General features: G+C 59.5%; 10 protein-coding genes and 3 rRNA genes. 2 read left to right on the top strand and 11 right to left on the bottom strand.

From position 1 onward, the window contains the following. Positions 1-3 precede the first annotated feature (3 nt). Positions 4-1,392, bottom strand: a complete 1,389-nt coding sequence (gene xylB, locus D3791_RS09235) for a xylulokinase (RefSeq protein WP_172511985.1) — start codon at positions 1,390-1,392, stop codon at positions 4-6. Next, positions 1,389-2,225, bottom strand: a complete 837-nt coding sequence (locus D3791_RS09230; protein ID WP_022877190.1) for a DeoR/GlpR family DNA-binding transcription regulator — start codon at positions 2,223-2,225, stop codon at positions 1,389-1,391. Before D3791_RS09230 ends, xylB begins: the two co-directional genes overlap by 4 nt. Positions 2,226-2,366: 141 nt before the next feature. Between D3791_RS09230 and D3791_RS09225 the strand changes: the two genes are divergently transcribed. Next, a complete protein-coding gene (locus D3791_RS09225; protein WP_172511984.1) occupies positions 2,367-3,680 on the top strand; it encodes an MFS transporter in 1,314 nt (437 codons plus the stop codon). Positions 3,681-3,713: 33 nt separating this feature from the next. Next, positions 3,714-5,201, top strand: coding sequence for a mannitol dehydrogenase family protein (locus tag D3791_RS09220; protein ID WP_172511983.1), 1,488 nt, complete (start codon positions 3,714-3,716; stop codon positions 5,199-5,201). 59 nt (positions 5,202-5,260) lie between these two features. Here the strand turns inward: D3791_RS09220 and D3791_RS09215 are convergent, their stop codons facing one another. From D3791_RS09215 to D3791_RS09175, 9 genes are all read right to left on the bottom strand, one after another. Further along, entirely contained in the window at positions 5,261-5,815 is a 555-nt protein-coding gene (locus tag D3791_RS09215) for a dihydrofolate reductase family protein (protein ID WP_172511982.1), read from the bottom strand. Positions 5,816-6,016: 201 nt separating this feature from the next. Continuing rightward, positions 6,017-6,133 (bottom strand): 5S ribosomal RNA (gene rrf / locus D3791_RS09210). A gap of 155 nt (positions 6,134-6,288) precedes the next feature. Further along, positions 6,289-9,425 (bottom strand): 23S ribosomal RNA (locus D3791_RS09205). Positions 9,426-10,045: 620 nt separating this feature from the next. Continuing rightward, a 16S ribosomal RNA gene (locus D3791_RS09200) occupies positions 10,046-11,571 on the bottom strand. Together the 16S, 23S and 5S rRNA genes form the textbook arrangement of a ribosomal RNA operon. A gap of 626 nt (positions 11,572-12,197) precedes the next feature. After that, a complete protein-coding gene (locus tag D3791_RS09195) occupies positions 12,198-12,962 on the bottom strand; it encodes a hypothetical protein (RefSeq protein ID WP_172511981.1) in 765 nt (254 codons plus the stop codon). 255 nt (positions 12,963-13,217) lie between these two features. After that, a complete protein-coding gene (locus D3791_RS09190) occupies positions 13,218-14,294 on the bottom strand; it encodes an endonuclease/exonuclease/phosphatase family protein (RefSeq protein WP_172511980.1) in 1,077 nt (358 codons plus the stop codon). Positions 14,295-14,335: 41 nt separating this feature from the next. Further along, positions 14,336-15,988 (bottom strand): thiamine pyrophosphate-binding protein, encoded by a 1,653-nt coding sequence (locus D3791_RS09185; protein ID WP_172511979.1) that lies wholly within the window; start codon positions 15,986-15,988, stop codon positions 14,336-14,338. A gap of 227 nt (positions 15,989-16,215) precedes the next feature. After that, positions 16,216-17,211 (bottom strand): tripartite tricarboxylate transporter substrate binding protein, encoded by a 996-nt coding sequence (locus D3791_RS09180; RefSeq protein WP_172511978.1) that lies wholly within the window; start codon positions 17,209-17,211, stop codon positions 16,216-16,218. Positions 17,212-17,251: 40 nt separating this feature from the next. Next, a complete protein-coding gene (locus D3791_RS09175; RefSeq protein WP_172511977.1) occupies positions 17,252-18,757 on the bottom strand; it encodes a tripartite tricarboxylate transporter permease in 1,506 nt (501 codons plus the stop codon).

Genomic DNA, 18,757 nt, shown 5'->3' with positions numbered 1-18,757 from the left:
CACTTATTTCCACCCATCGGTGCGATCGCGCAGCTTCGCGTAGCCGGCGTAGATTTCCGGTCGCGGCTGCGCTTCGTAGCGGGTGGATTCGGCGAGGTTCCAGACCGGCGGCTGTCCCTGGCCGCCCAGCGCCCAGGCCGCCTGCCGGGCCGCGCCCAGCGCCACGTATTGAGCGGTCTGCGGAACGTCCACGGCCACGCCGAACACCTGCGGGGCGATCATGCGGACCGCCTCGGATTGCGCACCGCCGCCGATCAGCAGGATCCGCCGCGTGGCCACCTTGGTGCTGGCTTCCAGAGCGGCCACCGCGTCCTTCATGGAGCACAGCAGCCCTTCCACGTAGGCGCGGGCGATCTGCTCGCGGGTAGTCGTGGTGCGCAGGCCCTGCAGCAGGCCGGTGGCTTCGGGCCGGTTGGGAGTGCGTTCCCCGCCGAAGTAGGGCAGCACAACAACGCCGCCGGATCCGGGTTCAGCGGCCAGGGCCAGCTGCGAGAATTCCTCTTGGCCGACCCCGAGCATCCGCGCGCCGAAGTCCAGGACCGGCGCGCCGTTCAGGGTGCAGGCCAGCGGCAGGAATTTTCCATTGGCGGCCACAAATCCGGTGACCATCCCGGTGCCGTCGTGCACGCTGTGATCGACCACCGCGGAGGCGACCCCGGAGGTGCCGATGGAGATGCAGACATCCCCTGGCTGCAGGTCAAGGCCCAGGGCCGCGGCCATGTTATCGCCGGTGCCCGCCGCGATCTTCACACCGCCGGCGGTGTGGCCCACCACCTCGTTGGCTTGGGCCAGCCGCGGCAGCTTGACCGGGTGGCCCAGCGCGCTGGCGGCCAGTTCGGGCAGGAAGCGGCGTGCGGCCGGGTCGTAGTATCCGGTGCCCGAGGCATCCCCGTGGTCGCTCACCGCTTCCTTGCGTCCGCCCAGATGCCAGGTCAGATAGTCATGGGGCAAGAGGACCTGGCTGGTCTTCGCGGCTTTCTCCGGTTCGTGATCGCGCAGCCAGCGCAGCTTGGTTACGGTCAACGAGGCCACCGGCACGCTGCCGATCTTCTCGGCGCTGGCCTGCGCTCCGCCGAGCTCTTCGGCCAGTTCGCGGGCTTGCGGGGCGGAGGAAGTATCGTTCCAGAGCATCGCATCGCGCACCGGGACGCCCTGCTCGTCCAGGGCCACCATGCCGTGCTGCTGCCCGGCGATGGACAGTGCCGAGGCCTGCTCCACAAGCCCCGCGGTGGCTTCTTCCAGGGCGGCGATCCAGTGCCGCGGGTCGATTTGGGTTCCCTGCGGGTGCGCGCTGCGCTGTTCGGCGACAACTTTGCCGCTGTCAGCTTCGACCAGCAGCGCCTTGCAGGATTGGGTGGAGGAGTCGATGCCCAGGACATAGGTTGGTTTCATGGCTGCGCCTTTGCAGAGGTGTTGACGATGTGGATGCGCGGGCCCAGGGCCTGCAGCTGTGCCATCAGGACTTCATCGAGCTGGTCATCGATCACGACATCGTCGATTTCGGCCAGGTCCATGACGTGATAGATCCCGGCGGATTCATATTTGCTCGAGTCCATCACCAGGATCTTGCGGCGCCCCATTTTCAGCAGGCTGCGTTTGGTGCGGGCCGCTTCGGCATCCGGGTGCAGCAGGGACTGGTTCTTGATGGCCGTGGTGGAGACGAAGACCGCGTCGGCCATCAGCCGTTCGGCTTGTTCCACCACGATCGATCCGAGGAAGGAGTCGGTTTCGGCATAGTATTGCCCGCCCAGACCCACCATGTCGATGTGGGCCATGGAAGAGACTGCCCCCATCAGCGCCAGGGAGTGGGTGATCACGGTGGATGGCTCGCGCTCTTCGAGGTAGTCGCTGAGCGCGCCTACGGTGGTGGAGTCATCCAGGGCGATCACCGAGTTGCGTTCGATCAGCTGTGCCGCGGTGGCGGCGAGCTGCTGCTTGATCTCGGCGTTCAGGTGCCGGCGCAGGCGCACATCGCGCTCGGCCAGCCGTGCGGTGATGGCGCGCGCTCCGCCGCGGATGCGCTGGAGCCGGCCTTCCTTGGCCAGCACGTCGAGGTCGCGGTGGATGGTCATGGCGCTGACGGCGAAGATCTCGGCCAGTTCTTCCACGCGGGCGCTGCGCGACTTGTTCACGTGCCCGGTGATCTGCTCGCGGCGGGCCTCCGGAGGCAGCCCCTGGGCAGCGCCGGGCGTTTCGTTTTTAACATCAGATTCGTTATATGCCACAACTTCGATGATAGATGCTGGGCTCGAACTAGCAAAACATCATTTCTTTCAAGTTTTTAACAAAAAATCTGTTGAGTTTGTTTCTTTGGTGTTAGATTGGTTCAATCGATCACCCGGCACGGCCGAACGCAAAGGAGCGCCATGACCTCGAACCCATTGCCACCACGCCCCTCGATCCTCGACAGGCTAGGGCTGCCGCGCCCATTGCTCTGGGGTTTTGTGGGACTGATGATCTTCATGATCGGCGACGGCGTGGAAACGAACATCCTCGCCCCGTACCTCACCGGCGAACATGGCTTCTCCATCCCGCTGGCCGGAACCCTGGTCACCATCTACGGCGTGGCCGTAGCCATCGCCGCCTTCCTCTCCGCTTCGCTTTCCGACCTCTGGGGCCCGCGCAAGGTGATGTTCATCGGCGCCGGCATCTGGGTGATCTTCGAACTGCTCTTCCTGGGCATCGCGCTGAACACCTCGAGCACGCCGCTGATCTTCATCGCCTACGGGCTGCGCGGCTTCGGCTACCCGTTCTTCGCCTACGGCTTCCTGGTCTGGATCTCCGCCACCGCCAACGCCAAGCGCCTGGCCGTAGCCATCGGCTGGTTCTACGTCGCCTTCAGCTCCGGATTGCCCACCCTCGGCGCGCTGACCGCCAGCGCCAGCCTGGAACTCTTCTCCCTGAGCTACTACCAGACCCTCTGGGTCTCCCTGGCCCTGGTGGTCATCGGAGCGGCCATCGCGCTGATCGGCGTGAAGGAAAAGACCGGACGCGCGCCTTTGGTGGCCAATCCCGAACAGGTTTTCAGCACCATGAGCTTCGGCCTGCGCCTGCTGGTGAGCAACCGCAAGGCCCTGATGGTCATGCTCACCCGAACCATCAACTCGGTCCCCACCTACGGCATGGCCATCTTCTTCCCGGCCCTGTTCGTGGACCGCTTCGGCTGGAGCGTAGGCCAGTTCCTGATCCTGACCACCGTGATCTACGCGGTGAACATCCCCTTCAACCTCTTCTTCGGCGCCCTGGGCGACAAGCTGGGCTGGTCCAAGGTCGTGGTTTGGTTCGGCGCGGTGCTCTGCGCGATCTCCATGGCGGCGCTCTACCTGATTCCGGCCTGGGCCGTGGACCACGGCTATGCCTTCGCCTACCCGCTGACCCTGGTGATCGGCGCGGTCTTCGGCATAGGGCTGGCCGGCTTCGTCCCGCTCTCCGCCATCGCCGTATCCCTGGCCCCCGAACATCCCGGAGCGGCCATGGCTTCCTACAACCTCGGCATCGGCGCCGCCGTCTTCGCCGGCCCGCTGCTGGTGGCACTGCTCTACAACGTGCTGGGAGCCGCCGGCATGGTCTTCCTCTTCGCGGCCCTCTACCTGATCGCAGCGGTCATGTCCCACGCGCTGCGCGGAACCCAACCCGGCTTCCACGGCCTCGCGCCAACAACCGCGATCGCCGCCCACTGAATTCGTCCGATCCCGACCAAGGAGCTACCCACCATGAAACTGGACAACACCACCCTCAGCCAGCTGGACCCGCAGGTCTCCACCCCGCAGTACGACCGCAGCGCAGCCACGCCCGGCATCGTGCACTTCGGGGTCGGCGGCTTCCACCGCGCCCACCAGGCCATGTACCTGAACCGGCTGATGAACCAGGGCAAGGCGCTGGACTGGGGCATTATCGGCATGGGCGTGATGGAGTCCGATCAGCGCATGCGCGATGTGCTCACGGCCAGCGACGGGCTGTACACCCTCGTGGTCAAGAATCCCGACGGATCGCGCCAGGTTGAGGTGATCGGCTCGATCCTCGGCTTCCTCTACGCCCCCGATGATCTGGACGCAGCCATTGAGCAGCTGGCTGACCCGGCCATCCGCATCGTCTCGCTGACGGTCACCGAAGGCGGCTACAACGTCCACCCGGTCACCGGAGAATTTGATCTGGCCAATGCAGCCATCGCCGCGGACCTTGCCAACCCGCAGGCGCCACGCACCACCTTCGGCTTGATCAGCGCCGGCCTGAAGCTGCGCCGCGAACGCGGCATCGCGCCGTTCACGGTGATGAGCTGCGATAACATCCAGGGCAACGGCGAAGTGGCGCACAAGATGTTCGGTGCCTTCGCCGCGGCGTTGGATCCGGAATTCGGCGACTGGGTGCAACAGAACGTGTCCTTCCCTAACTCCATGGTGGACCGCATTACGCCGGTGACCACGGATGCCGATCGCGCCGATGTCACGCAGCGCTACGGCATCGAGGACGGCTGGCCGGTAGTCTGCGAGGACTTCGAGCAGTGGGTGCTGGAAGACAAGTTCGTAGCCGGCCGCCCGGCCTATGAGGAAGCCGGCGTGCAGCTGGTCGACGATGTGGTTCCCTATGAACTGATGAAGCTGCGCCTGCTCAATGCCACCCACCAGGGCCTGTGCTACTTCGGCCACCTCGCCGGCTACCGCGCCGTGCACGATGTGGCCCGCAATGAGCTTTTCGCCGATTTCCTGCTGCGATACATGAAAAACGAGGCCGAACCGACCCTGCGCGAGCTGCCCGGGGTGGATCTGGATGCCTACCAGCACAAGCTCATCGAGCGCTACAGCAATGAGTACGTCGCCGATACCGTCGCCCGGCTGTGCGCGGATTCCTCGGACCGCATCCCCAAGTGGCTGATGCCCGTGGTGCGCGAGAACCTCGCCGCTGGCCGGGATGTGACCCTCTCGGCTGCCATCGTAGCCAGCTGGGCGCGCTACGCCGAAGGCATCGATGAAGCCGGCGAACCGATCACCATTGTCGACCGCTTGGAAGAAGAAGTGCATGCCGCCGCTTCCAAGCACAGCGAGGATCCGTTGGCCTTCCTGCGCCAGCGTGATCTCTTTGGCGACGTAGTTGATGACGAGCGGTTCACCGCCCCGTACCTCAAGACGCTCCGGTCCCTGCATGAGCACGGCTCGCTGGCCACCTTGGCAGAGCTCCTGGGGCAGAAGACCACTACCAGCTGATATCGCCCAATCCGAAAGCCGGCCGGTTCGTACCTCTGCGTACGGACCGACCGGCTTTACTATGCCCGCAGGTAACTGGCAGCGATCACGCCGTTGCTCAGGTTCCTCGTCTCGACCAGTTCCAGGTAACGCGATTCTGGCAATCCGGCATCGTACAACCTCGGCCCATGTCCAGCGATGATCGGATGGATCAAGAAGCGATACTCATCGATCAGTCCCAGTTGATCCAAGGCCGATGCCAATTTGGTGCTGCCGAGCAGCACACCGTTCGGGGTCTGATCAACGAGCTCTCGTACCGACGCGACTAATTCGCCGTCAAGGTGATGGCTATTGTTCCAGGGAAAATCGGTGCGCGTTGAAGTGACCACGTACTTCGGCTTGGCCTGCAGCTTGATCGCCCATTCCCGAAGCGCCGCGGGAGCCTCTGCTTCTCCGCTGGCCACCTGAGGCCAGTACTCTTCCATCATTTCGTACGTAGTCCGGCCCCACAGCATTGCGCCGCGCTGGTCCATTAAGTTGGTGAAATAGTCATGGGTCTCGTCGTCGACGATGCCCACTCTATGGTCAATGCAGCCATCCAGGGTGACATTGATTGCGTAGGTTAACTGTCCCATCTGCGGATTCTCCTCGGCCAACGACGAATGCGTGCGTTGACTCTAGGTCTGCTTCCAAGAATGCGTCAAGAGATAACCCTCTTAAGCAGGAAAAGGGGCGAGCTGATAGCCCACCCCGCCAACACCACCAAGCCAGCAGCACTGGTTAAACAGGTGAGGCCCCAACACACTGTGTCAGGGCCTCAAACCATATTAGGTTAAGTCCGGCGGTGACCTACTCTCCCACACCCTCACGAGTGCAGTACCATCGGCGCAATGGGCCTTAGCTTCCGGGTTCGGTATGGGACCGGGCGTTTCCCCCACGCTATGACCGCCGTAACAATCACGAAGCACACAAACCAAACAACTTGGTCATGTTTTCCGGTGTTAAAACGTCTTATATTTGTTTTCAGGTGATTACGGGTTGTTGTCTCGTAACCGCATAGTGAACGCGAACAGCATTGAAATCATTAGTTCAAATATTGTTATATTGTGTGTTGAAAGTCATCGGCCTATTAGTACAGGTCAGCTACACAAGTCTTCAGTCCTTGCTTCCACATCCTGCCTATCAACCCAGTGGTCTAGCTGGGGGCCTCACACACTCAAGGTGCATGGAAATCTCATCTCGAAGCAGGCTTCCCGCTTAGATGCTTTCAGCGGTTATCCCTTCCCAACGTAGCTAATCAGCGATGCACTTGGCAGTACAACTGACACACCAGAGGTTAGTCCGTCCCGGTCCTCTCGTACTAAGGACAGCCCTTCTCAAATTTCCAACGCGCGCAGCGGATAGGGACCGAACTGTCTCACGACGTTCTAAACCCAGCTCGCGTACCGCTTTAATGGGCGAACAGCCCAACCCTTGGGACCTACTCCAGCCCCAGGATGCGACGAGCCGACATCGAGGTGCCAAACCATGCCGTCGATATGGACTCTTGGGCAAGATCAGCCTGTTATCCCCGAGGTACCTTTTATCCGTTGAGCGACGGCCCTTCCACGAGGTGCCGCCGGATCACTAGTCCCGACTTTCGTCCCTGCTCGAGCTGTCACTCTCACAGTCAAGCTCCCTTGTGCACTTACACTCAACACCTGATTGCCAACCAGGCTGAGGGAACCTTTGGGCGCCTCCGTTACATTTTAGGAGGCAACCGCCCCAGTTAAACTACCCATCAGGCACTGTCCCTGAACCAGATCATGGTCCGAAGTTAGGTGACCGGTACAGCCAGAGTGGTATTTCAACGATGACTCCACCTGAACTAGCGTCCAAGCTTCAAAGTCTCCCACCTATCCTACACAAGCTGCACCGAACACCAATACCAAACTATAGTAAAGGTCTCGGGGTCTTTCCGTCCTGCTGCGCGTAACGAGCATCTTTACTCGTACTGCAATTTCGCCGAGTTCATGGTTGAGACAGCGGGGAAGTCGTTACTCCATTCGTGCAGGTCGGAACTTACCCGACAAGGAATTTCGCTACCTTAGGATGGTTATAGTTACCACCGCCGTTTACTGGGGCTTAAATTCTCAGCTTCGCCACAAAAGTGACTAACCAGTCCTCTTAACCTTCCAGCACCGGGCAGGAGTCAGTCCGTATACATCGTCTTGCGACTTCGCACGGACCTGTGTTTTTAGTAAACAGTCGCTTCCCCCTGGTCTCTGCGGCCCACACCCGCTCACAACTGCAAGAGCTGATCACGAGGCAGGCCCCCCTTCTTCCGAAGTTACGGGGGCATTTTGCCGAGTTCCTTAACCATGATTCTCTCGATCGCCTTAGTATTCTCTACCTGATCACCTGTGTCGGTTTGGGGTACGGGCGGACTGGGACCTCGCGCCGATGCTTTTCTAGGCAGCATAGGATCACCGAATCACCCCAAAAAATGGGGCGCCTATCAGGTCTCAGAAACAATTGAGCGGCGGATTTGCCAACCACTCTTCCTACACCCTTGGACCAGGTCAATTCCATTGCCTGGCTCGGCTACCTTCCTGCGTCACACCTGTTAATACGCTGACCTCACTGCATCGGTTCCCACCACATCAACCAACAAGACACCCGAAGGCATCAACACTGGAATCCGTCATGGTTAGCATCCACAGCTCAGTATGGGCGGTCCTTCGCCGGTACGGGAATATCAACCCGTTATCCATCGACTACGCCTGTCGGCCTCGCCTTAGGCCCCGACTAACCCAGGGCAGATTAGCTTAACCCTGGAACCCTTGATCATTCGGCGGACGGGTTTCTCACCCGTCATTCGCTACTCATGCCTGCATTCTCACTCGTATAGCGTCCACCGCTGGTTTCCACCGCGACTTCACCCGCTATACGACGCTCCCCTACCCATCCAAACGCCCAACAAAAGCCAGGCAAATATTTGAATGACGCAACTTCGGCGGTGTGCTTGAGCCCCGCTACATTATCGGCGCGGAATCACTTGACCAGTGAGCTATTACGCACTCTTTCAAGGGTGGCTGCTTCTAAGCCAACCTCCTGGTTGTCACAGCAACTCCACATCCTTTCCCACTTAGCACACGCTTAGGGGCCTTAGTTGGCGTTCTGGGCTGTTTCCCTCTCGACTATGAAGCTTATCCCCCACAGTCTCACTGCTACGCTCTCACTTACCGGCATTCGGAGTTTGGCTAAGGTCAGTAACCTTGTAGGGCCCATCGCCTATCCAGTAGCTCTACCTCCAGCAAGAAACACGTAACGCTGCACCTAAATGCATTTCGGGGAGAACCAGCTATCACGAAGTTTGATTGGCCTTTCACCCCTACCCACAGCTCATCCCCTCCATTTTCAACTGAAGTGGGTTCGGTCCTCCACACGCTCTTACACGCGCTTCAACCTGGCCATGGGTAGATCACTTCGCTTCGGGTCTAGACCGTGCCACTCAAACGCCCTATTCAGACTCGCTTTCGCTACGGCTACCCCACACGGGTTAACCTCGCGACACAGCACTAACTCGCAGGCTCATTCTTCAAAAGGCACGCCATCACCCAGGAACAAGTCCCAGGCTCTAACGGATTGTAAGCGCACGGTTTCAGGTACTATTTCACTCCCCTCCCGGGGTACTTTTCACCATTCCCTCACGGTACTGATTCACTATCGGTCATCAAGTAGTATTCAGGCTTACCAGGTGGTCCTGGCAGATTCACACAAGGTTTCACGGGCCCCGTGCTACTCGGGTATCAACACTAGAACGGCAGACACGCATTACACCTACGGGACTATCACCCTCTATGGTCCGGCATTCCAACCGATTCACCTATACGCCTGCACCTCATCCCACCAGCAAGATAGCACTGGTACATGTCAACCCCACAACCCCGATGATGCAACGCCTATCCGCTATCACACACCAACCGGTTTAGCCCCATCCGCGTTCGCTCGCCACTACTAACGGAATCACTATTGTTTTCTCTTCCTGCGGGTACTGAGATGTTTCACTTCCCCGCGTTCCCTCCACACAGCCTATACATTCAGCTGCAGGTCACACCACATAACATGGTGCGGGGTTCCCCCATTCGGAAATCCTGGTATCAACGTCCGGTTATCGACTCCACCAGGCTTATCGCAGATTCCCACGTCCTTCATCGGCTCTTGATGCCAAGGCATCCACCGTGCGCCCTTAAAAACTTCAACACAACATCAAAGTCTCAAGATATGAGCAATAAAACAATCTAACAAAATCACGCAGACAAGACTCAAACACCTAGATGACCCAAGGAAAAGGGCCACCAGACTCATCTCATCTGCAAGATGCTCGCGTTCACTATACAGTTCCCAAACAACAACCCCACACCCCCGCAACCACACCACCAACAAAGGCGGCACGTCCACGGCAAACACAGGACAAACACCGAAACACCAAGAACCCCGCCACCCAAGAAGAGAAACAACCAACCATCACAACACCAACCCCACAAGGGCCAGCACCACAACAACCGATCACATCATCCACCAGGGACGGAGGCTTGTTGCCTCAAAACCCAACAGCATGCCAAACCATACAAACCACACAACACCACCACCGCTTTTCCAACACCACAACAACCCAAAGGATCATCATGCTGCGTACTCACCAGCAACAACACCATGCAGCCACAGCCAGTACCCCACACACACCACACAACCCCACAAAGGATCAATCAGGCATGCATGCTTTCCAGTACTGAGTTCATTGATATTCCACCCATGAGCAACCCACCCGTACCACACTCGGGCACAGACATGGGCAACCATAATAATGGTTAGCTCCTTAGAAAGGAGGTGATCCAGCCGCACCTTCCGGTACGGCTACCTTGTTACGACTTAGTCCCAATCGCCAGTCCCACCTTCGACGACTCCCCCCACACAAGGTGGTTAGGCCATCGGCTTCGGGTGTTACCAACTTTCGTGACTTGACGGGCGGTGTGTACAAGGCCCGGGAACGTATTCACCGCAGCGTTGCTGATCTGCGATTACTAGCGACTCCGACTTCATGGGGTCGAGTTGCAGACCCCAATCCGAACTGAGACCGGCTTTTAGGGATTAGCTCCACCTCACAGTATCGCAACCCATTGTACCGGCCATTGTAGCATGCGTGAAGCCCAAGACATAAGGGGCATGATGATTTGACGTCATCCCCACCTTCCTCCGAGTTGACCCCGGCAGTCTCCCATGAGTCCCCACCACTACGTGCTGGCAACATGGAACGAGGGTTGCGCTCGTTGCGGGACTTAACCCAACATCTCACGACACGAGCTGACGACAACCATGCACCACCTGTGAACCAGCCCCGAAGGGAAACCCCATCTCTGGAGCGGTCTGGCACATGTCAAGCCTTGGTAAGGTTCTTCGCGTTGCATCGAATTAATCCGCATGCTCCGCCGCTTGTGCGGGCCCCCGTCAATTCCTTTGAGTTTTAGCCTTGCGGCCGTACTCCCCAGGCGGGGCACTTAATGCGTTAGCTACGGCGCGGAAAACGTGGAATGTCCCCCACACCTAGTGCCCAACGTTTACGGCATGGACTACCAGGGTATCTAATCCTGTTCGCTCCCCATGCTTTCGCTCCTCAGCGTCAGTAAATGCCCAGAGACCTGCCTTCGCCATCGGTGTTCCTCCTGATATCTGCGCATTTCACCGCTACACCAGGAATTCCAGTCTCCCCTACATCACTCTAGTCTGCCCGTACCCACCGCAGATCCGAGGTTGAGCCTCGGACTTTCACGGCAGACGCGACAAACCGCCTACGAGCTCTTTACGCCCAATAAATCCGGATAACGCTTGCGCCCTACGTATTACCGCGGCTGCTGGCACGTAGTTAGCCGGCGCTTCTTCTGCAGGTACCGTCACTTTCGCTTCTTCCCTACTGAAAGAGGTTTACAACCCGAAGGCCGTCATCCCTCACGCGGCGTCGCTGCATCAGGCTTCCGCCCATTGTGCAATATTCCCCACTGCTGCCTCCCGTAGGAGTCTGGGCCGTGTCTCAGTCCCAGTGTGGCCGGTCACCCTCTCAGGCCGGCTACCCGTCGTCGCCTTGGTGAGCCATTACCTCACCAACAAGCTGATAGGCCGCGAGTCCATCCCCCACCGATAAATCTTTCAACAACCCACCATGCAGTAGGAAGTCATATCCGGTATTAGACCCAGTTTCCCGGGCTTATCCCAGAGTCAGGGGCAGGTTACTCACGTGTTACTCACCCGTTCGCCACTAATCCACCCTGCAAGCAGGGCTTCATCGTTCGACTTGCATGTGTTAAGCACGCCGCCAGCGTTCATCCTGAGCCAGGATCAAACTCTCCATAAAAAACAAAAAGCCACCGAAACCCCTCGGAAAATAAGGGAGAATCAATGAAAAAATCCTGGCGAATAAAAAACACTCAAGAACACTACACGGGGGTGCAATGCCTCAAGCAAATGTTATGTATTCACCAAATAAAAATAATTCGGTATCAACAAACTTGGCACACTATTGAGTTCTCAAACAACAAACACTTACCGGTTCTCCATTACCCAACAATTCAGGCAATGATTTCGTCCAGCGTTATATTCAAATCTTATCACCGCGAATTTCTGAAAGTCAAATCAATTGTTTGTGATTTGAAACAGTATTCTTGGTTCCCATTCTTCAACTATTTTCCCACAGTGACCTGTGTGAAACCGTTGATTTTCTGGGGTTTCGCCGTCGTTTTGCATCCGGTTATTTCTTCCGTTTTGCTCTCGGCGACAAGGAAAAACTATACACAGGTTTGGGGGGTCGTGCAAATCGGGTGGCTGCTTTTCCGGGTGAGCGTCGACACTTAATCCCATGTACGCGCTCCCATCCCCGGATTCACGCGGTTTAAACCAAGAAAAACGCCCCGTAAAACAGTTAATACTATTTTACGGGGCGCTTCGCGGGCTCTTCTCTCGCTGCCCGGCTCTGCCTCGCGGCTAGTCTTCGACGATTTCGGATTCCAAAATTCGTGGATCATCCAACGGCAAGGCACTTGGCGCCACCGTAGGGATGCCAGCGAAGGCTTCCTGCGCATTCTCGATCACGCGCTTTGCCATGAACCGGTTGCCAGCGCCACCGATCACAGCGCCTACGCCGAAGGGAACCAGGCGTCCGACAACACTAGCGGCCTGGGTGCCGATGATCTTATGCAGGAACTTCTTCTGCAAGGTCCGCTGCACGCTCGAGTAGAAGCTGGTGCTCTTGTTCGCTCCGAAGGCCTGAGCCCATCCCTTGACCGGGCCGCCGCCACGGCCAGCGGCCTGCGAGGTAAGTCCGGCAATCATGGAGCTGCCTTCTTCACCCATCAGGATGCCCATGACCAAAACACGCGAGTGGTCCGGGTCCTCGATGGCGATGCCGTGAAGCTCGGCCAGGCTTTGGGCATAGAGCGCCGAAGCTTCCAGGAAGCCCAAGGTCGCTGCGACCGACAGGCCAAGCGCTACGCCAGTGCCAACGGCGGGCACTGCAGCCGTGCCGCCAACGGCAGCACCGGAGCCGGTCACTACGCGAAGGTAGTCCCGTTCAACGATGGCGGCTAGTTCAGCGGTTTCCGCCTGGGGGTTCTTTTTGCGAAGACGATTGATGTACGCGAGTACCAGCGGCCGCTGCACGCCGATGCCCTTCAAGATGGCCTGTTGCACGCTGGAGCGAGGCTTGCCATCTTTGCCAATGAAAGTCATCGAGATTGGATCGTTTTTCATGATGCCCTCAGCTTATCTGCATGACCCTGAGAGTTGCCTTGAGACTGCCGGGCATTCTTCGGGTCTGCTGCCAATGATTGGATCGTGCGAAATCTAGGTGCAGTAGCTAATCTACACAAACCCGCAGACCAGCGGGTGGATTACAGCAATTTCTGCTGATGGAGTACGCCTGGCTGTTATCTGCGACCGGGTAGATCGCCCTTCGCGAACGGGCCAAGCGGATTGTTCTCCAGCCCGCGGCTGGATGGATAGAGCTTAGAACTCGATGTCGGTCCAGATCAGTGATCCGGGTGCTTCAACGGTGCTCGGCACTGCTTCTTCCAGTGGAGGATCGCTCTGCTCGATGCGTCCCTGTCCGGTAACCTGCCACGAGGCATCCGGAATCAGGTAGCTGCCGGCGTCATTCAGGGCATCTTCGCGAGCGAAGCCCTTGAGGAATGGTTCAAGCCGGTTCTCGGTGGCATCCCGCAGATCCAAGGCACCAGCGACGACGAACTTCTCATCGCCCACGCCCTCGGCCTGGCGGCCCTGATCCGTGTGCACGTAGTCCTTGCCAGCCAAGTAGTCCGAAATGACTTTCAGTTCATCACCGTGGCGGGCCTGGGAGTACCCCTGGTTCGCATCTTCAGGCTCGGTCTGAGTGGCAACAACATGGACTTGCTGGCCGCCAACTTCAAGGGGAATATCCCACAGGCCGGTATTCATGACTGGAATAGAGGCAGCCAGGACACCCGACAGGTCGGTATGGTGCAACTGGTCGTTCTCCACGTCCTGCCACTTGAGCTTGGAGACTGCGGTGATCTTCTCTTCGTCCACCGGGTACTTGGAAAGCACCACTACCGAGCCCTGCTCTTCAAAAGCTCCCTGGCCCCAGGCATCCTCGGCGCTGCCGATCACGCCATCAGCGTTCAAATCAGCACCGCTTTGCAGGCCCTTGGAGCCAACGGCCAGATAAGAGTACTGGTAGTCGATATCGGTGCGGTCATCCGCCTCGTTGTTCAGGTACTGGTCCTTGAACGCATCAACGGCACCCTGTTCGGCATCCATATTGGTCAAAACCACTACGTCGGCATCGGCTTCGGAAATGCTATCGGCGATCTGGGCGGCCTGCGGGTTGGTTCCGCCCATCAACTTCGCTTCCAGGCCGCCAGAGGCATCAGCGGTGAGGTTGGCCTGGATGGTGGCTACACGCAGCGAAGAATCAGAAAACAGTTGGGTCGGCGCTTCGGCCCGGTCACCGGGTCCAGTTGGTACAGCAAAGGCAGCGGTCGCTGGGAGGACTAAAAGCGCTCCCAGGCTCAGGCTGGCTGTTCCAACTAATATCTTGCGCACGGGTCAACCCTACGCCGTATCCCAACCGTTTTGCCAGCGTCTTAATCGGATTGTAATGCCAGTGTCGCGGCCGCTTTCTTGTTGGCGGCGAGCACCTCTTCCATATAAGGGGCGCGAACCCGCGTGGTGACGCGGGCATCGACGAGGCATACGCCCCGCGCACCGTCAGCCACCCACTGTGTGAGTCCAGCCATATCCACCAGATTCTCCACCCGCACCCCGGTGGCTCCCATGGAGCGGGCGATGCCTGCGAAGTCCACGGTCGGGATCAGCATCGGGTCTTCGTGCAGGCCGATGGAGCCGTATTGATGGACCTCTGCGCCGTAGGCGGAGTCGTTGTAGATAACGATCACTCCGCTGTCGACGGTGCGGATGATGGATTCGAGGTCGGCCAGGCCCATCAGGAATCCTCCGTCGCCGGCGGCCAGTACCACGGTACGGCCCTGCGCCGCGGCGCCAGCTCCCACCATGGAAGCGATGCCCAGGCCGATGGACTGGTACGCGGTGCCCACACAGGCCAGCGAACGCGCGCCGCTGGTCGACCAGTACATCGGCCCCCAGCCGATGAAGTGCCCGCCATCCTGGACCAGGACCCGGTTGGCTGGCAGGATCTTCTCCAGCTCGCTGGCTACCCGGCGAGGATCCAGCAATCCGTCCTCGGCCTTATCGTCGCCGGCCGGGCGGCTGCGCAGATCACCCAGGTCCAGTCCCGCGCACCAGTTGCCTTGCGCCCGCTGTACAGCGTCGAGCAAATCTGCCGCGGCGCTCTGGGCATCGGCGGTGGCGAAGACGTCCACGCGGGCATTGGTGGCTGCCGCGCCGAGATCGATCTGGATCAGCGTCGCCGACTCATTAACCAGCTCGCCGAAGCGCAAGGTGAATTGGTTCAGTGAAGCTCCCAAGACCAGCACCGTGTCGGCCTGGGCAATGATGCGGGCGTTAGCCTCGGTGGAGAATCCGCCGGTGATTCCGAGGTCGAAGTCGTAGTCCAGCAGGTCGCGGGCCAGCAGCGTGCCCGAGGTGGTGGCATCCAGCTTCCGGGCCAGCTCCCTGACCTGGTCGGCGGCGTCAATGGCGCCGCGCCCATAAAGAATATGGGTGCGCTTCGAGGCATCCAGCTTGGTTACGATCTGCTGCAGCGCGGCGGGCTCCAACCGCGGCTTGGCCGGCGTGCAGGCCAGCGAGGCGAAATCGGGAAGTTCTTCGCCTGCGCTTTCGGCGGCCGCCAGGTCATAAGGAATGGCCAGGACTACCGGGGTCTGCTCGCGCAGCGCATGAGCGGCGGCCTGCAACGCGATGCTGCCCGGGGTGTGGCGATCCACGACGTAGCGGGGTGCTCGCACACCGCCGTCGATCGCCGCCTGGTCCACGTCCCAGCCGCGCAGTCCCGTGCTGGGCGCATCGCCGGTGACAAAGAGCAGCGGCGTTCCGGCGGCTGCGGCTTCGGCCAGCGCGGTCACGGCATTGGTGTAGCCGGCACCGTAGGTGGTGGTAGCGATGGCCAGCTTATTCGCGATCCGGAAATACGCGTCGGCGGCCGAAACCGCCGCGGACTCATGGCGCACTGCGGTGTAGTCGAATCCCGCACGGACGGCGGCATCAAGGAAGTGGGCGTTGCCATTTCCCATCAGCCCGAAGATCTGCGGGGCAATTGGTTTAAGGGCATGGGCAATGGCTGCGGAAACGCTAGACATTATGGACTCTTTTCAAGAAATGGTGCTTAAGAAAATTCCATATATGTCTGCCGTTACCAGTTGCTTCACGGCAACGGGTATCGCCCCTTTTGAGAGCGCCGGAAACCACAAGACTGTGACTCCTGACTCATCGATGATAGGGCACGGCGACAGTTTTGCGCTAGGGCAGCGGTGGCTGGGCGCGCACCATGCGCGCCCAGCCACCGCTGAAAAGACCTCTCTGCAGGCTATTTGGCCTGCACGAGCGGCAGTACCGCCTTGTAGTCGGCTTCCTGCTTCGTCCAGAATTCGCCGTAGTCCGCCGAATTTTGGTAACTGGTGGCCAGCCCCAGATTGTCCATCTTCGACACTACTGACTCATCTTCAATCGCCTTCTGCAATGCTGATTCCAGCTTCTTAGCCACATCCTCAGGCAAGCCTGCCGGGGCCGCATAGCCACGCGCGGTCGCAGCCACTACGTCATAGCCTTCCTCGCTGAGGGTTGGCACCTGGGGCAGAGCGTCGGAGCGTTCTGAATGCATGACGCCCAGCACCTTGGCCTTTCCTTGCTTCTGCAGGTCGATGACTTCGCTAATATTTCCAACCAGCACATCAACATGCTTGCCCAGGAATGCGGTGGAAGCCTGCGAAGCGCCCTCGGAGAAGTGGACCGGACTCAGTTCGCCGCCGGTGGCCTCGTTGATCTGCGCGATGGCAAAGTGCTCGCCACCCATTTGGCCGGTGGTAGTGGCATTAATAGCCCCTGGATTCGCCTTGCTGTCCTCGAACAGGTCCTTGACGTTCTTGTACTTGCTATCCGGCTGGACAGCGATCACCATCGGATCGGTCACCTGGCGGGCCAGTGGCTGCATGTCTTCCCGGGTGAACGCTGCACCTCGGGCCTTGTCCAAGGGAATGACCACGATGGAGGGCGAGCCTACGGCGCCAATAGTGTATCCATCGGGCTTGGCGTTAGCCAGGGAGGTGTAGCCGATCTGACCGCCAGCGCCTGGCTTGTTGACCACCTCGACGTTGGTTCCCAGTTCTTTTTCGAGCACTGGCTGGATCAACCGGGCAGCGGTGTCCACCGGCCCGCCGGGCGAGAATGCCACCAGCAGTTCGACGGATTTGCCGTTTTTAGGGAAGTCGGCTCCGGCATTGGAGGCGGCTCCGCCGCTTGCTGAACAGCCAGAGGCGGCCAGGGCGAGTGCACCTACAGCGACAGCGGTGATGATGCGTTTCATTGTTGGTTCCTTTTTGTTCGGTACTGCTTATTGCGAGTGTTTAGCTTTCGGGATCTTCAGCCACCAGGGCGGCTGGCTTGCGCAGCTTCAGCAGCGGGCTGCAGACAATCACCAAGGCGATGAGCAGAAGAACCATGGTGATGGGGCGATCGAAGAAGATGGAGAAACTGCCGTGCGAAATATCCAGCGATTCGCGCAGGGAGCGTTCCATCAGCGGGCCCAGCACCAAGGTCAAGACCATGGGCGCCAGCGGAATGTCCAGCCGGCGCAGGCCAAGACCCACCAGACCGAAGATGATCATGACGAAAACGTCGAATACCGAGAAGTTGATGGTGTAGGCACCGACGACCATGAACATCAGGATCAAACCGGCAAGGATCGGATATGGCACCTTCAGGATCGAAGTCCACAGGCCGACCAGGGGGACGTTGAGCACCAGCAGCAGGACATTGCCGATGAACAGGCTCGCGATGATCGTCCACGCCAGTGTGCTGTGTTCGGCGAACAGGGTGGGGCCGGGGGTCAGCCCCTGCTGCAGGAAGGCGCCCATGAGCACGGCGATCGTCGGCGAGGCGGGGATCCCCAGAGTGAACAGCGGAATCAAGGCGCCATTTGCGTGCGCATTATTCGCGGTCTCCGGACCGGCAACTCCTTCGATGGCTCCCTGCCCCAGTTCATTGCGGTGCTTGGAGAATTTCTTCTCGGCGCCGTAGGACAGCAGTGAGGATACCGATCCGGTCATGCCTGGAATCAGCCCCATGGCGAAGCCGATGCCGGTACCGCGGGCGAAGGCCGGGGTGCTGCGTTTCCAGTCGGTGCGCGTGGGAAGCAGCGCGCGCATTCCCGGCGCTTGGGCCACCGCCTGGTTTTTCCCCGGGCGGTAGGAAAGGATCTCCGACAAGCCGAAGATGCCCACAATGACGGCCACAAAGGAGACGCCATCGAGCAAGCGCTCCATGCCGAAGGTAAAACGTGGTGCTCCCATGACCGGATCGATGCCGACCATCGAAATCAGCAATCCCAAGGCCCCGGAGATCAGTGCCCTGACCATCGAGCGTCCAGCCAAGGCGACCAGCAGGGATATGCCGACGACCACAAGAGCGAAGAATTCCGGAGGGCCGATCAGCAAGCCCAGGCTGCCCAGCGGCTTGGCCGCCATGACCAGGCCAACGGTGGCAATGGTTCCGCCAATGAAGGAACCCACCGCGGCAATGGTCAGCGCGACACCAGCGCGTCCCACTTTGGTCATCTGGTAGCCGTCGATGGCGGTGATGGCCGAGGCAGCTTCGCCCGGGGTATTGAGCAGGACACTGGTGATGGTTCCGCCGTAGGTCGTGCCATAAAAAATCGCGCACAACATGATGATGGATCCGGCAGGATCAAGATTCAGCGTCAGCGGGATCAGCAGGGCGATGCCGGCAACAGGCCCGATGCCCGGCAGGACGCCAATGACGGTGCCCAACAGGCAGCCGACGAAGGCGAAGAGGAGGTTCTGCCAGGTCATCGCCTGCGCAAAACCCATCATGAGTTCGTTGAGAACATCCAT

This window comes from Glutamicibacter mishrai, assembly GCF_012221945.1.
Lineage (GTDB): Bacteria > Actinomycetota > Actinomycetes > Actinomycetales > Micrococcaceae > Glutamicibacter > Glutamicibacter mishrai.
The sequence above is the reverse complement of the archived record's forward strand: the minus strand, read 5'-3'. Positions and strand labels throughout refer to the sequence as shown.

What these genes read in the sequence shown, in the direction of transcription:
- xylB (WP_172511985.1), bottom strand. Translation starts at nt 1,392, where the DNA reads ATGAAACCAACCTATGTCCTGGGCATCGACTCCTCCACCCAATCCTGC.
- D3791_RS09215 (WP_172511982.1), bottom strand. Translation starts at nt 5,815, where the DNA reads ATGGGACAGTTAACCTACGCAATCAATGTCACCCTGGATGGCTGCATT.
- D3791_RS09185 (WP_172511979.1), bottom strand. Translation starts at nt 15,988, where the DNA reads ATGTCTAGCGTTTCCGCAGCCATTGCCCATGCCCTTAAACCAATTGCC.
- D3791_RS09195 (WP_172511981.1), bottom strand. Translation starts at nt 12,962, where the DNA reads ATGAAAAACGATCCAATCTCGATGACTTTCATTGGCAAAGATGGCAAG.
- D3791_RS09220 (WP_172511983.1), top strand. Translation starts at nt 3,714, where the DNA reads ATGAAACTGGACAACACCACCCTCAGCCAGCTGGACCCGCAGGTCTCC.
- D3791_RS09180 (WP_172511978.1), bottom strand. Translation starts at nt 17,211, where the DNA reads ATGAAACGCATCATCACCGCTGTCGCTGTAGGTGCACTCGCCCTGGCC.
- D3791_RS09225 (WP_172511984.1), top strand. Translation starts at nt 2,367, where the DNA reads ATGACCTCGAACCCATTGCCACCACGCCCCTCGATCCTCGACAGGCTA.
- D3791_RS09175 (WP_172511977.1), bottom strand. Translation starts at nt 18,757, where the DNA reads ATGGATGTTCTCAACGAACTCATGATGGGTTTTGCGCAGGCGATGACC.